Source organism: Streptomyces californicus (assembly GCF_000717645.1).
In the GTDB taxonomy this organism is placed as follows: Bacteria; Actinomycetota; Actinomycetes; order Streptomycetales; family Streptomycetaceae; genus Streptomyces; species Streptomyces californicus.
In genome coordinates, this window is the sequence record NZ_JNZZ01000002.1 from 416,483 (window position 1) to 429,568 (window position 13,086).

The window sequence follows — 13,086 nt, forward strand, 5'->3', positions numbered from 1 at the left end:
GCCCGCGTGCGCGGGGGGCGAAAGAGGGGGCATTCGCTGTTCTCTTACTTGCTTTCGAAGGTGCACGCGCGCGAGTGCATTTCTCTCCTTTGGTCAGGCATTTCTGGCCAATTGGCCTGATCGGCAGCACGTGTGACGGGGGCTCGACGTCCTGGTGCGAGATGGTCAACGCGGCGAGCCAAGGAGCTAGTTGACTTCTCGTGGGCGCGGAACGTACTGCGTTCCGGATCTCTCCGTAGAGGGCTTCCCGGGTGCGTGTCGAGCGGCCAAATCGGTGATTGCACCGCAGCCTCGCATGTGAATACCTTCGGGAAACGCCACTTCTTTGTATGCCGGTATCCGAACTTCGGTACCGGTGTTCACATCCGAATAGCGGATGTGACGGGAATTTTCCGAGTGGCGATCCCACAGCCTGCGGTCCCGCGCCATGCCGGGTCGCATCTCCCCCAGGAGTGGTCCGCTGATGACCATCACCGAACAGCCCGTCCGCGGCTGGTCACCCGAAGCCGTTGTCTTCGACTGCGACGGCACCCTCATGGACACCGAACAGCACTGGCAGGACGCCCGGATCCGGGCCTTTCACGACTTCGGTCTCCGGCCGGCGCCAGGATTCGCCGAACGCGCCAAGGGCGTCCACTACCTCGCCTGCGGCCGGATGATGGCCGACGAGGCCGGGAAACCGGACCTGGCACCGGAGATCACGGAATCCTTGCTCTCCCACTTCATGGACCGCGTTGCCGACGACCCGGTGACCATGCCCGGGGCGGCCGAGTTCGTCCACCGCCTGTCGGGACGGCTCCCCCTGGCCGTGGCGAGCAACTGCCCCTTGACGGTGGTGGAACAGAGCCTGGACCGGGCCGGGCTGCTGTCCTGCTTCCGCCACATCGTCGTCCCCGGCGCCCCCCGGCCGTCCGGTGTGACGCCGGAGGGCGGAGCTTTCGCGGAAGGCGTCATCAGGCCCAAGCCCTGGCCGGACGTCTACACCACCGCGACACTGCTCTGCGGCGCCCGGCCCGAGCGGACGCTGGCGGTGGAGGACTCGCTGACGGGCATCGAATCCGCCCGCCGGGCCCGGCTGCGCGTGATCGGGGTCGGCCCACAGCCCCCGGACGGCGAGAGCGCGGTCGACTTGTGGGTGCCCACGCTGCGCGCCCCCCAGTTGCTGGAGCTGGACTGGGTACGCGGCGGATAGCGACGTGCGCCTCCCTCCACGGCTGAGACGCGGTTCGCGGATGCCGTGGAGGGTGCTCCGCGCGGTGCGGCGTTCAGTAGCCGTAGCGGTGCCAGTCGGCCAGGACCTGCTCCTGGAGCCGCTGGGGGTAGGAGCCCCGGAAGGAGGCCGTGGTGCCTCGGAAGTCCTCCGGCAGCAGGCAGTCGGTGACGGACTTTCCGCCCGTGGCGGTCCGGACCTCTTCCGGGGTGAGGTAGGGGACCATCGGGATGCCGGGCGCGTCGGGGAAGACGTACTGGCCCGTGGCGGGGTGGTTGCGGGTGGCCAGAGCCCAGACGACCTGGTTGACGTCGGTGATGTCGATGTCGTCGTCCACCAGGATGACCTTCGGCACCATCCAGCCCACGTGCGAGGGGAACAGGACCTCGGCGACGGCGTCGACCAGTTGCCGCCTCGTCCAGCCGAGCGCGGCGCGGCGCGCACGGTCGATGGACAGGACGATCCAGCAGGTGGCCGCCTCGTAGGAGCACCAGGCGAGGTCCACGGGCAGGCCGGCCGTACGCAGCAGGTCCAGGGCCGAAGCGGAGATCATCGTGCCCCAGACGGTGTGGTTCTCCTCGGGAGGCAGCCCCGCCACGCAGACGGGCAGCACGGGGGCGTCGCGCCAGGTCACGGCTTCGACATGGAAGACGGGCTGGTGCTTGCCCTCCGGGAAGGCGTAGCCGTGGTACTCGCCCATGGGGCCCTCGGGGGCGCTCTCGTCGCTGCTGAGGTAGCCCTCCAGCACGATCTCGGCGCTCGCCGGGACGTGCAGACCGTTGGTCAGGGTGCGCACCACCTCGACGGGACGGCCGGTGAGCGCGCCGACGTAACCGTCTTCGTTCACCTGCTCGGGCAGCGGCATCGCGGCCGCGGCGAGAGCCGCCGGCGGGGCGCCCAGGACCATGGCCCACGGGGTGTGCTCGCCACGCTCACTCCACATCTGCCGGATCATGCCGATGTGCTGCTGCGGCATCGCGGGCCCGACGAGCGTCCTGCGGTCGTGCAGCATGGTCCGGGCCACCGACCAACTGGTCCACGCGCCGTCAGGGCTCTGGACGACGTGGAATCCGTACGTGCCGAGGTAGCGTCCGCCGTCTTCCTGGTGGAGCAGCGGGACCGGGAGCCGCTCCAGGTCGACGGCGTCGCCGACGGCGACGTTCTGCTGGGAGGGCCCGGACGGTACGACGACCGGCGGTACGGGCTCGGCGTGCATGGCGCGGACCAGGTGTTCCAGGATCTCGCGGGGGGTCGATGTGCGGGCCAGTCCGAAGTGGGCCGCGATACGGCCGTGCCGTTCCCCCGGCAGGCTGCTGAGCCCGGCCGGGGCCCCGAGGATCCGGAAGCCCGGTTCGGCCCCGGTGAGGGAGGTGAACAGGGGTGCCTGCGCATGGGTTTCGTACGCCCTGCGGGTGATGGCGCCGACTTCGAGGTGGGGGTCGACGGTCTGCTCGATCGCGACCGCGTCGCCCGCGGCGAGCAGTTCGTCGAGGAAAGCCCGGAAGTCCAGAGAGGGGTCGGGGTGGGACATGGCGTCACTTCCTTGAGTCGGGATGACGGGGAGTACGGGAGTGGGGGAGACGGGGCCGCAGGGCGAGGAAGGGCCGGGAGTCGGCGAAGGCTCCCGCCAGGAGTCAGCGAAGGCTCCGGGCCGCGCGCATGCCGCTCCAACGGCGCGCTGACGGAACCTCGATGTCGAACTGGTCGAGGATGCGGGCCACGATGTGGTCGACGATGTCGTCCGTGGTGCGCGGGTGGTTGTAGAAGGCGGGCATCGGCGGGACGATGCGCACGCCCATGCGGGCGAGCGCGAGCATGTTCTCGAGATGGATGTGGCTGAGCGGGGTCTCCCGCGGAACCAGCACCAGCGGCCTGTTCTCCTTGAGGACGACGTCCGCCGCACGGCTCACCAGACCCTCGGCGTATCCGGTCCGGATGCCGGCCAGGGTCTTCATGCTGCAGGGCACCACCACCATGCCGTCCGTCCTGAACGAGCCGGACGAGATGGCCGCTCCCTGGTTCTCGGAGTTGTGCACGACGTCGGCGAGCTCCGCCACGTCGCGTGCGGTCCGGCCGGTCTCCAGCTCGATCGTGGCCCGGGCCCATCGGCTGAGCACCAGATGCGTCTCGACGGCCGGGTCGGCTGCGAGGCGCTCCAGAAGGCGCACCCCGAGGATCGCTCCCGTGGCTCCGGTCATTCCCACGATCAGTCGCATGCTCTTCGCTCCTCCGGCCGGCCGCGCGCAGCCTCTCGTCTGAATGCGCAGTTTCGGTCAGTAGCGACCGGGGTGCGGATCGCCGCGGTCCGGCCTCCGCCCCGCCGGCCACGTCTAGGGGTCCTGCGCTGCTGCAACGCTAGATGGGAGGATCGACGTGACTGCGGACAAACGCGGACGCTCTCTGTGCAGAAACGGACCCATCCATGGATGTCGTCGAGTTCCCCTTCCCGGCCACGCCCGGTGGGCCGCCCGGCCTGGAGGTCACCGACCTCTCCGGCTGGGCCCGGCGGGTCCGCAGGCTCGGCGCCGACACCGGGACACCGGTGCGGCCGGGCTTCCACCTGCTGTTCGCCCTGCACGAAGGGCGACTCCCGTGCACCGTGGACCTGACCGAGTGCGTCATCGGCGGCGGGCAGTGGCTGTGGGTGCGACCGGGGCAGGTCTTCCGGCTCCGCCGCCTTCAGGACTCGGCCGCGCCGCGATCCCGACAGGGAGCCGACCCGGAACCGCGGGGGACGGTGATCCTGTTCCAGCCGAGCTTCCTGGGCGCCGCCACCGTCATGGCGGCACAACTGGACCGGCGGACCTGGCGGCTGCCGCTCGCGCCCGCCCCGGAAGCCGAAGCGCCGGTGCGGCAGACCCTCGCCATGCTGGAAAGCCAGTACCACCGGCTGAGCGACCTACCGCTGGAGGTGCACGTCGAGGTGGTACGCCACCTGCTCTCGATCCTGGTGCTGCGGCTTTCCAGCCTGCCGGGCGGGCACCGGCGGCGGGCGGCGGGCGACGACACCTTCCGACGCTTCCAACTGGCGGTGGAACAGGACTTCGCCCGCTTCCACCAGGTGGCGGACTACGCCACCGCTCTCGGCTACAGCGTGCGCACCCTCACCCGGGCGACGAACACGGCCGTCGGGCGCAGCGCCAAAGGGTTCATCGACGACCGGCTGGTCACCGAGGCGAAACGGCTCCTGCTGCACACCGATCTGGCGGCGCATACGGTCGGAGAGCGCCTCGGGTTCCCCTCCGCGACCGTGTTCACCCGGTTCTTCCGCACGCGTTCCGGAGAGACCCCGGCGGGCTTTCGGGCACGGGCCCGCGTGGACGGGGAGGGCAGCGGCCACGGATGACGGTGCGGCAGAACCAGACCCGCGTTCGGACGGCGACCCGCGTGCGGGCACGAAGGCTCTGCCGCCGAGCGGGTCCGAGAAGGGAACGGACACCGCCCGGGGCGGATCGGGCGGATGGGGCCTTCCCTGGCACTGTCCTCGACGGCTCACGGCCTACCGCGCACGAGCCCGGCGGTGTCGGGCGCCGACGCCCGGACGGCGCGGCGGTGCGAAGCCGGTGATCCGTGTGAGAAATTGTCGTTCGGTCCTCGTGGCCGGCTGGTCGGCGGCTGTTCGGACGGGAGCGGCCCCTCGTATGGCTCGCCCGTGCTCGTTCCCTTTCCGAGCCCGCCGGTGGCCGTGAAGGGGTGCGCCCGTCACGCCGGCGCCCGCGGGGCGATGTTTCCGAGGCGAGGAGCCGGTGTGGGCGACGGTACGGGTACGGCGGCGGGGGCCGTCCAGCAGGAGCTGGTCGCCGTCCTGGACCGCTTGGGCGTGGGCGTGTTCGCGCTCGACGGCGACGAGCGGATCGTCTGGGCCAACACCGCGTCCCTGGCCCTCCTGTCACGCTCCGCCGCCGAGGTCGTCGGCCGCCGCCTCGGGGCGCTGCTCCATCCGGACGCCGGGCAGATCCCGTCGCCCCGGGCCGCCGGAGCCGGCCCGGAGGCGACGGACGTGGCTGCCGAGGGCCGGACATGGCTCGCGCGGGGCGACGGCTCGCGCCTCCCGGTCCGGTGGTTCCCCCTGCCCGTCGAGTCCGGGGCCGGAAACGGGGCCCGGCTGGTCGCCTTCGACACCGACGCGTACGCGCCCGGGACCGGCGATCCCGGCCGTGACACCGACAGTCACGGGCCGCGCCCCCGCCCCGCCGGATCGCCCCCGGCCACGCGCGCCCTCTCGGAACGGGACCGGCTGGCTCTGCTGGCGGACACCACGGCCCAGCTGGTCTACAACATCGACGTGGACGCTTCCCTGCGCAGGGTGGTGGAGCTGCTGCTGCCCCGGCTCGCCGACTGGGCGGTCATCGATCTGATCACGGAGACGGACGAGGTCGACAGGTCGCTCGTCGTCCACGCCCACCCCGACGGCCTGACCGTGCGCGAGGACCTGCAGGGGCCCATGCCGCCGGTGCCCGCGTCCTCGCCCATGCCCCTCTCCATGGCCCTGCGCGGGGTGGCGTCCACCCTCGCCGGGCCGAGGACCTACGACGCGCCGCCCGACAGCGCGGTCGCGGTGGAGCAGCGGAAGCTGTTCACCGCCACCGGCATCGAGACGGCGGCCATCGCCCCCGTCAAGGGGCCGAGCGAGGTACTCGGCGCGATTACGCTGGGGCGGACCGCGGACCACGAGCCGTTCACCCCGGCCGACCTGGACCTGCTGGAGGACATCGGCCGGCGCATGGGCATCGCCCTGGAGAACGCCCGCCACTACCAGCGCCAGCGCCGGATCGCCGCGACCATGCAGCGCTACCTGCTGCCCCAGCTTCCCCGGCTGACCGGTGTGGAGATGACGGCGCGCTACCTTCCCGCGCCGGACGCCTCCCACGTCGGCGGCGACTGGTACGACGCCTTCCCCCTCCCCGACGGCGACACCGCGCTGGTCGTCGGCGACGTCGTCGGCCACGACCTGGAAGCCGCCGCCGGGATGGCGCAGCTCCGCAACATGCTGCGCGCCTACACCTGGGCCGAGGACGGCCCGCCGCACCGCACCGTCGAACGGCTGGACCAGGCCATGGGGCACATCACCGATGTGTCGATGGCCACTCTGATCCTGGCCCGTCTGACCGCCGATCCGGCCGGGGGCCGAGCCCTGAGCTGGACCAACGCGGGTCATCCGCCGCCCCTGCTCCTCGACCCCACGGGAGCGACGCGCTTCCTCGGCGAGGGCAGAGCGATCCTTCTCGGGGCCGCCGCCGACCACGCACGGTCCGACGCCCACATCCGCCTTCCTCCCGGCTCGACGCTGCTCTTCTACACCGACGGCCTCATCGAGTCCCGCCGCCAACCCCTGGACGTCGGACTGCGGCGGCTCCGTGAACACGCCGCAGCCCTCAACCACCGGCAACTGGACGATTTCGTCGACCAGTTGCTCGAACACTCACGGCCCGCCGACAACGACGACGACGTGGCCCTGCTCGCCCTCCGCATTCCGCCCACGGCCTGAACCGGACGCCGACCACCCGGCCCGCCCGGCGATTCTCGCGGAACGGCTGAAACCGGCCCCCGCGTCCGCAGCCTGTCCGGGCCGGTGAGCGGGTACCGGATGCCAGGGCGCCCCGGCTCCGGGGAGTGTGCGACGGGAACGGAGTGCGGATGTCGGTCGATCTCATGGGATTCCTCGGGGTGGCGCTGGTCGCCTACGTGGTCCCGGGCCCCGATTTCCTGGTGGTGTTCCGGTCGGCGATCGAGCACCCCGCGAAGGGGCGGGCGGCCGGGCTGGGGGCCCAGGCGGGGCTGTGCGTGCACATGCTCGCCGCAGCCGTCGGTCTCGCGGTGATCGCCGCCCGCTCCCCGGCGGTCTACGAGGCGGTCAAACTCCTGGGCGCCGCCTACCTGGTCCACCTCGGGATCCGGGCGGTGCTCGCCGCCCGGCGCTCCGCGCGGGAACGGTCCGCCGACCGGGAACGGTCCGCCCACCGGGAACGGTCCGCCGACCGGGAACGGCGTGCGGACCGGGAACGGCGTGCGGACCGGGAACGGCCCGCCGCAGAGGAGCCGAGGGGCGACATCGAGCCCGCGAAGGGGCCGGCGCCCACCGGTGCCCAGTGGCGTTCCGGGTTTGCCCAGGGGTTCCTCACCAATGTGCTCAACCCCAAGGCGGCGCTGTTCTTCCTCAGCATCCTGCCGCAGTTTGTCGACGGCGCGGGCTCGACCACCCGGCAGATCTTCTTCCTCGGCATCCTGGACGTCCTGATCGGCATCGTCTACTGGTTCGTCGTGGTCGCCGTCGCCGCTCGACTGCGTACCCTGCTGGCGCGGCCGAAGGTCCAGCACCGCTGGGAGCTGACCACGGGCTGGCTGTTCATCGCCATCGGCGTCGGCGTCGCGGCCGCGGCCTGACGCCCGGTCATGGGACGGCCCGGCAACGGGCGCCGACAGGCGTCGGCGGCAGCACGGGCGGACCGGCCGCACGGTGCCCGGGCGGGGCGGCGTCCGGCCGAAGACGGTGGGGCGTCGAGAGCGGTGCGTCCTTCTCCGCCATGACGGCCTGTCGCTGCCCTCGGTGGCCGCATATCCATGGATATGGTCACATCATGGCTGGAATGACACCCCTGGGCGCCGTGGCTCGCGGCATGCTCGCCGGCGCGGTCGGCACACTGGCGATGGACGCGCTGCTGTACCTGCGGTAACGGCGCGGGGGAGGGGAGGAGAGGTTCGCCCCCTGGGAGTCGGCGGCCTCCGTCCAAGACTGGAAGGACGCGCCGGCTCCCGCACAGGTCGGTCGGCGCGTCGTGGAGGGACTCTTCCAGCGCGAGTTGGACCCCCGGTGGGCCCGGACCGCCAACAACGCCTCCCACTGGGCGACCGGGGTGCTCGCCGGGGCCCAGTACGGGCTGGTCGCCGGATCGGTGGCCAGGCCGCGCATCGGCTACGGGGTTCCCCTCGGCGCCGGTCTGTGGGGGACCGGGTACGCGGTCCTGCCCGCGGCCGGCCTCTACCGGCCGATCACCTCGTACGACCGGGCCACCCTGGCCAAGGATCTGGGCGCCCATCTGCTCTACGGCCTGACGACCGCCGCCGCCTTCGCCGCCCTCGGGCCCGCGCGTTGTCGTGCCCGTAAGGCCGGGTAGCCGCCACGTCCTGGAGGCGGCGAGGCGCCGGGCCGGGGGTCCTCAGGCGAGGATCTTGGCCTTCGCCCGTTCGTATTCCTCGGGGCTGAGCGCGCCCTTGTCCTTGAGTTCGGCGAGCTTCGTCAGGTCGTCCACGTGCGAACCGCCGGATCCGCCCTGAGGGCCCGCCGCCTGACGCACATAGCTGCGGAACGCCGCCTCCGAGTCCCGGGCCGCCTTCTCGTCGCGTTCCCGCATGCTGCGCCCACGGGCGATGAGGTACACGAGAACGCCGAGGTACGGCAGCACGATCACGAAGATCAGCCAGCCGGCCTTGGCCCAGCCGTTCAGCGAGTGGTCCCGGAAGAGGTCGGTGACCACCTTGAACAGCAGGAAGAACCACATGACCCAGAGGAACAGGTACAGCATGGTCAGGAAGAGGTTCAGGAGCGGGTAATCGTCCATGGGGCTACTCCGATCGCACGGATGGTCCCTCCTTCATACAGGGGGTCGCTTTTACCCGCATCTGTACGCATAGGGGTGGCGATCGGGAGGGTGGTCCGTCAGGTACGGCCCTCGGCCGGGGCGATCCGCAGCACGTGTGCGGGCGGATGGGTGACGCCGAGATCCGGTCGCCAGGCGGCCAGGATCTGCGCCGACGGATCGAACAGCGGGGACGGCAGCTCGCCGGGAGCGGTCCAGTGCCAGGCGCTGATCAGGTGCGGCTCGGTCACCTCGGGCGCCCCGGAGGCGAGCCGGACGACGGCCGCCATGCTGATGCGGTTGATCCCGCCGATCACGTCGTGGACCATCGCGATGACGTCCACGGACGCTTCGTCGACCACCAGCCCCGTCTCCTCGCGCAGCTCACGGACGGCGGCCGCCGCGACCGACTCGTGCGTCGCGTCGACCTTGCCGCCCGGCAGCTCCCACGTACCGCTGTGATGCCGGCCCAGCAGAACGCGCCCCCGGCCGTCCTGGACGATCACCCCGACCCCGAGGGCCGCCTGCGCCGCGGGCGGACGGGTATTGCGGGAGGGCTGGACGGCGGGCTCGGCCGGCATGGTGGTGGTTCTCCGCTCTGCGGTACGGGTCGGGACGGCGCGGGTACGTGGACGCGCACGGGCCACCGTAGCGAAACGGCCGGCCGGGAGCGCTCAGACCACCAGCCGCAGCGACCTCTCCGCGATGCCAAGCCGTACGCTCTGGCCCCAGGTCAGCTCCAGGGCGTCCGCCTCCATGCCGTCCCCGAAGACCACCAGCCGGTCCGACTCCACGGTCAGCCGCAATCCCTGGCCCCGCCCCAGCTCCCCGGCCACCCGCGAGGTCCCGGTCGCCGGAGAGGGCCACGCCTCGCGCACGAACCACAGGAGCCGGGCGTCGCACGGCGCGGGCAGTGCGAGGGAGCTGCCGCGCTCCCGCCACAGCGAGCGGAGCCAGCCCGTGGCGCCGGTGCCGGTGCCGACGAGCACCCCGGAGGACGCCTGGGCCTCGCCGGGGCCGTCGCCGCCGTCCTCGTCCAGGCGGTAGCGGGCCGTCTGGTGGCCGGGCGGGCCGAGGTAGATCTCGTTCAGGGCGAGGAGGCGCTGCGTGTCGTCGGCGACGGCCTCGACCATGGTCAGCTCGTCCGTCCGCGCGGCGGTGGCGGTCGCGGCGCGCAGCAGGGCCGCAGCCTCGGTGCGGCGGTGGCGCACCAGGACGCCGGGGTTGCGCCCCGGATCGGTGTCGATGCCCACCACTGCCTGTCCGGACAGGTACTTCGCGGTGTTGGCGACCAGCCCGTCCTGGCCGACCACGACCACCACGTCCTCCGGTGCGAACAGGAAGCGGTCCAGGTCCGCCCGCTCCACCCGGGTGGAGCGCCAGGTGAGCGGCACCGCCGCCGCCACCTCGCGCAGCGCCTGCCGGGTGTCCTCGTGGCGGCGCGCGACCTCGTCGATCGAGCGGCCCCGGCTGGACAGGAAGAACGCCGCCTGCCCGTGCGTGCCGTGCCGGGCGAGCAGTTCCTCGTACTCCGTCCGCCGGTGGACGAGCACCGCCCGGGGTGCCAGGCTCACGCCCCCGTCCCGCCGTCCGCGCGGCCCAGCTTGGCGAGCAGCCCGGTGAGGACGTCGGGGGAGAGCGTGAGGCTCTCGATGCGCGGCACGTTCTCCGCGAGCCGGGTCGCCGCCAGGGCGTGCAGCGTCGACGGATCGACCTCGGCGTGCACCCGCAGCCAGGCCGCCTGGGCCTCGGCCCGCGCCGCGCCCGTTTCGCGTGCCGCCTCGGCCTCCGCGCGGGCCAGGCGCACCGTGCGGGCGGCGTCCGCCTCCGACCGCACGCCGTCCGCCGCCGCCTTCTCCTCGGCCTCGCGGCGGGCGTTGGTACCCCGCTGGTCGACCAACTGCTCCTCGCGGCGGGCCAGTTCGATCTGGCTGGCCAGCTCGTTCTCGGCGATGGCGCGCTCCCGCTCCACCGCCACGGCCCGCCGCTCGTAGGTCGCCCGGTCCGCCTCCTGCTGGATCTGCTCGCGGGCCGGGGTGCGCAGGGCGCGTTCGACCTCGGCCTCGGGGCGGATCGCGACGACGCGCACGGCCACCACGTCGATGCCGGTGGCCGGGAGCCGGGGCTCGGCGGCGAGCCCGGTGGCGACCCGTTCGCGTACGGAGGCGACCCCGTCCACCAGCGCCGACGCGAGCGGGGTGCGGGCCAGGACGTCCAGGGTGTGCTGCTGCGCGGTCTCCGTGAGGAGGGTGGCGATCTGCTCCAGCGGTGCGCCCCGCCAGCTTCCGGTGTCCGGGTCCACGGAGAAGTCGAGTCGGTTCGCGGCCTCGGCCGGGTCGCTGATCCGGTAGGTGACGGTGGCCTGCACGGTGACGTCCTGGAAGTCGGCCGTACGGGCGTGGAACGCCATCGCGAGCTCACGGTCGTCCACCGGCACCTCGGAGAGCGCCGCCGTCAGCGACCGGTACCAGAAGCTGAGCCCCTGCCCGTCGTGGGCGAGCGTGCCGCGCTTGTGGTGGCGGATGTGGGCGGTGGGCGCGGACCGCAGATGGCGCCAGCCGAAGCGGCGGGTGATGTCGGCCATGTTCAGGACCCCCTCTATGTCGTCATGCCGACGATAAGGGGGAGCGGCATTAATAGTCAAGGTGACTATAAAGAGTTCCGGCGGACCACGTGGCGGGCCGGGATCTCGCCGCCGCCGTGCACGGCGAGATCGGCGCCGTTGACGTACGAGGAGTGGCCGTCGGCCAGCCAGAGGCAGGCGCGTGCCACGTCGTCCGGTTCCGCCAGCCTGCCCAGGGGGACGATGCCCGCGACCGCCGCCCCGTCGTCGTCCCCGTACAGCGCGGCGGCGTTCTCCGTGCGGACGGGGCCCACGGTGATGTGGTTGACCCGGACCCGGGGCGCCCATTCGAGGGCCAGGGCCCGGGTCAGCCCGAGCAGGCCGGCTTTGGCGGCGGAGTAGGCGGCGGTGCCCGGCTGGGGGGAGTGGGCGGAGACGCTGCCGATGTTGATCACGCTCCCGCCGTCCGGCTGCTCCCGCATCACCCGGTACGCAGCCTGGGCCGTGAAGAAGGGGGCGAGGAGGTTCAGGGCGACCACCTTCTCGACGAAGCGCGGCGAGACGGTCGCCGCGTCCGCGTCCGGGGAGCCGCCGGCGTTGTTCACCAGCACGTCGAGCCGTCCGAACCGCTCCGCGGTCGCGGCGACGAGCGCCGCCGCCGCTGCCGGATCCCGCAGGTCCGCCGCCCGGAACGCCGCCGATCGGCCGCCCGCCGACGGCGGTGCGGCCGGACTCCCGCGCCCGCAGACCATGACGTCCGCCCCGGCCGCGAGGAAGGCCCGCGCCGTCGCCGCCCCCAGGCCCCGGGTGCCGCCGGTCACGAGCACCGCCCGTCCGGTGAAGTCCATCGCGTGGGACAGGTCCATGGTCCGCCCTTCGCCCGGGGGGGTGCGGGGTTGCCGCACGGTCGAGCGCAAGCTACCAAGCGCTTGTTAGGTACGGAAGGGCGAGCGCGGAAACACGGCCGGCCGGCGGCCTCCGAAGAGGCCGCCGGCCGGCCGGGCGGTGCGCCGCCCCCGTCCCCACGGTGCGGCGCGGGTGGACCGTCCTCCTCCGCGAGGGCGGGCGGTCCACGTCTGTCAGGACTCCGGCCCGCCCGCCGGGAGTCCGAGGCCCGGGAGGATCGCCCGCTCCACGAAGCCGGTCAGGTACGCGGCGTCCGCGTAGCGGCCCTCGAGCAGGGGGCGGGCGCGCATCACGCCGAGGAGCTGGGCCGCGACGAACGCCGCCCCCGGGTGGTCCGCCGCGATCTCCCCGCGTTCCTGGCCCCGCCGTACCATCGCGTCGATCGCCGCGACCTCCGGCACGATCAGCGCCTCGCGCAGCGCGCACAGCAGCTCCGGGCTCTGGAGCGCCGCGTGGCTGAGGGCGTGCATCAACGGGGTGTCGCGCACCGACGCCTCGCCGATCGCCCGGGCGGCCTCCAGGAGATCCCCGGCCAGGGTCCCGGTGTCGATGTGCGGGAGCCGCATGCGCCGGGTGCCGCGCAGCGCGGCCACGACCAGCTCCGGCTTGGAGCCCCACTGCCGGTACAGCGTCGACTTCCCGCACCGCGTGCGCGAGGCGACGCCCTCCATCGTCAGCGACTCGTAGCCGCTCTCCCGCAACAGGTCCAGCACCGCCGCGTAGAGCTCCTGCGCCCGCTCCGGTGTGATCTTCGACCGGGGGGACGCGAGGGCGGAATCCTGTACGGGATCGGGCGACGGCATGGGCTGTACCTCCTGCGGCGGTGCGGT

The 13,086-nt window shown here is 72.8% G+C and carries 13 protein-coding genes; 5 read left to right on the top strand and 8 right to left on the bottom strand.

Annotated elements, in window-relative coordinates:
- Positions 1 to 463 precede the first annotated feature (463 nt).
- Positions 464 to 1,192 (top strand): HAD family hydrolase, encoded by a 729-nt coding sequence (locus IF19_RS0104310; protein WP_030118113.1) that lies wholly within the window; start codon positions 464 to 466, stop codon positions 1,190 to 1,192.
- Between the two features lie 73 nt (positions 1,193 to 1,265).
- Here the strand turns inward: IF19_RS0104310 and IF19_RS0104315 are convergent, their stop codons facing one another.
- Together IF19_RS0104315 and IF19_RS0104320 are read right to left on the bottom strand one after the other, a co-directional pair.
- On the bottom strand, positions 1,266 to 2,741 hold the full coding sequence (locus tag IF19_RS0104315) for a UbiD family decarboxylase (RefSeq protein ID WP_030118114.1): 1,476 nt from the start codon (positions 2,739 to 2,741) through the stop codon (positions 1,266 to 1,268).
- A 103-nt stretch (positions 2,742 to 2,844) separates the two neighbouring features.
- Positions 2,845 to 3,426, bottom strand: coding sequence for a non-oxidative hydroxyarylic acid decarboxylases subunit B (locus IF19_RS0104320; RefSeq protein WP_030118115.1), 582 nt, complete (start codon positions 3,424 to 3,426; stop codon positions 2,845 to 2,847).
- Positions 3,427 to 3,632: 206 nt separating this feature from the next.
- On the opposite strand from IF19_RS0104320, the gene IF19_RS0104325 reads away from it, so the two are divergent.
- The 4 genes from IF19_RS0104325 to IF19_RS0104345 all read left to right on the top strand — a co-directional run bounded on the left by IF19_RS0104325 (position 3,633) and on the right by IF19_RS0104345 (position 8,325).
- Positions 3,633 to 4,556: a helix-turn-helix transcriptional regulator gene (locus IF19_RS0104325; protein ID WP_030275978.1), complete on the top strand. Its 924-nt coding sequence runs from the start codon at positions 3,633 to 3,635 to the stop codon at positions 4,554 to 4,556.
- 378 nt (positions 4,557 to 4,934) lie between these two features.
- Positions 4,935 to 6,698 carry a SpoIIE family protein phosphatase gene (locus IF19_RS0104330; RefSeq protein ID WP_030118118.1) on the top strand — a complete coding sequence of 588 codons (1,764 nt, stop codon included), beginning with the start codon at positions 4,935 to 4,937 and terminating at the stop codon, positions 6,696 to 6,698.
- A 149-nt stretch (positions 6,699 to 6,847) separates the two neighbouring features.
- Positions 6,848 to 7,594, top strand: a complete 747-nt coding sequence (locus IF19_RS0104335; RefSeq protein WP_030121495.1) for a LysE family translocator — start codon at positions 6,848 to 6,850, stop codon at positions 7,592 to 7,594.
- A gap of 392 nt (positions 7,595 to 7,986) precedes the next feature.
- Positions 7,987 to 8,325, top strand: coding sequence for a hypothetical protein (locus tag IF19_RS0104345; protein ID WP_030118120.1), 339 nt, complete (start codon positions 7,987 to 7,989; stop codon positions 8,323 to 8,325).
- A 42-nt stretch (positions 8,326 to 8,367) separates the two neighbouring features.
- Here the strand turns inward: IF19_RS0104345 and IF19_RS0104350 are convergent, their stop codons facing one another.
- The 6 genes from IF19_RS0104350 to IF19_RS0104375 all read right to left on the bottom strand — a co-directional run bounded on the left by IF19_RS0104350 (position 8,368) and on the right by IF19_RS0104375 (position 13,059).
- Entirely contained in the window at positions 8,368 to 8,769 is a 402-nt protein-coding gene (locus IF19_RS0104350; protein WP_030118121.1) for an SHOCT domain-containing protein, read from the bottom strand.
- 98 nt (positions 8,770 to 8,867) lie between these two features.
- Entirely contained in the window at positions 8,868 to 9,368 is a 501-nt protein-coding gene (locus tag IF19_RS0104355) for a nucleotide triphosphate diphosphatase NUDT15 (protein WP_030275980.1), read from the bottom strand.
- Between the two features lie 93 nt (positions 9,369 to 9,461).
- A complete protein-coding gene (locus tag IF19_RS0104360) occupies positions 9,462 to 10,361 on the bottom strand; it encodes a hypothetical protein (protein ID WP_030118123.1) in 900 nt (299 codons plus the stop codon).
- Positions 10,358 to 11,371, bottom strand: coding sequence for an SPFH domain-containing protein (locus IF19_RS0104365; protein ID WP_030121493.1), 1,014 nt, complete (start codon positions 11,369 to 11,371; stop codon positions 10,358 to 10,360). The genes IF19_RS0104360 and IF19_RS0104365 overlap by 4 nt, the downstream gene beginning before the upstream one ends.
- Before the next feature lie 65 nt (positions 11,372 to 11,436).
- Entirely contained in the window at positions 11,437 to 12,216 is a 780-nt protein-coding gene (locus IF19_RS0104370; protein ID WP_030121492.1) for an SDR family oxidoreductase, read from the bottom strand.
- 213 nt (positions 12,217 to 12,429) lie between these two features.
- Positions 12,430 to 13,059: a TetR/AcrR family transcriptional regulator gene (locus IF19_RS0104375; protein ID WP_030118128.1), complete on the bottom strand. Its 630-nt coding sequence runs from the start codon at positions 13,057 to 13,059 to the stop codon at positions 12,430 to 12,432.
- Between the last annotated feature and the right edge of the window lie 27 nt (positions 13,060 to 13,086).

Coding starts and splice junctions, on each gene's coding strand:
- IF19_RS0104310 (WP_030118113.1), top strand. CDS start 464: ATGACCATCACCGAACAGCCCGTCCGCGGCTGGTCACCCGAAGCCGTT.
- IF19_RS0104315 (WP_030118114.1), bottom strand. CDS start 2,741: ATGTCCCACCCCGACCCCTCTCTGGACTTCCGGGCTTTCCTCGACGAA.
- IF19_RS0104320 (WP_030118115.1), bottom strand. CDS start 3,426: ATGCGACTGATCGTGGGAATGACCGGAGCCACGGGAGCGATCCTCGGG.
- IF19_RS0104325 (WP_030275978.1), top strand. CDS start 3,633: ATGGATGTCGTCGAGTTCCCCTTCCCGGCCACGCCCGGTGGGCCGCCC.
- IF19_RS0104330 (WP_030118118.1), top strand. CDS start 4,935: ATGTTTCCGAGGCGAGGAGCCGGTGTGGGCGACGGTACGGGTACGGCG.
- IF19_RS0104335 (WP_030121495.1), top strand. CDS start 6,848: ATGTCGGTCGATCTCATGGGATTCCTCGGGGTGGCGCTGGTCGCCTAC.
- IF19_RS0104350 (WP_030118121.1), bottom strand. CDS start 8,769: ATGGACGATTACCCGCTCCTGAACCTCTTCCTGACCATGCTGTACCTG.
- IF19_RS0104355 (WP_030275980.1), bottom strand. CDS start 9,368: ATGCCGGCCGAGCCCGCCGTCCAGCCCTCCCGCAATACCCGTCCGCCC.
- IF19_RS0104365 (WP_030121493.1), bottom strand. CDS start 11,371: ATGGCCGACATCACCCGCCGCTTCGGCTGGCGCCATCTGCGGTCCGCG.
- IF19_RS0104370 (WP_030121492.1), bottom strand. CDS start 12,216: ATGGACCTGTCCCACGCGATGGACTTCACCGGACGGGCGGTGCTCGTG.
- IF19_RS0104375 (WP_030118128.1), bottom strand. CDS start 13,059: ATGCCGTCGCCCGATCCCGTACAGGATTCCGCCCTCGCGTCCCCCCGG.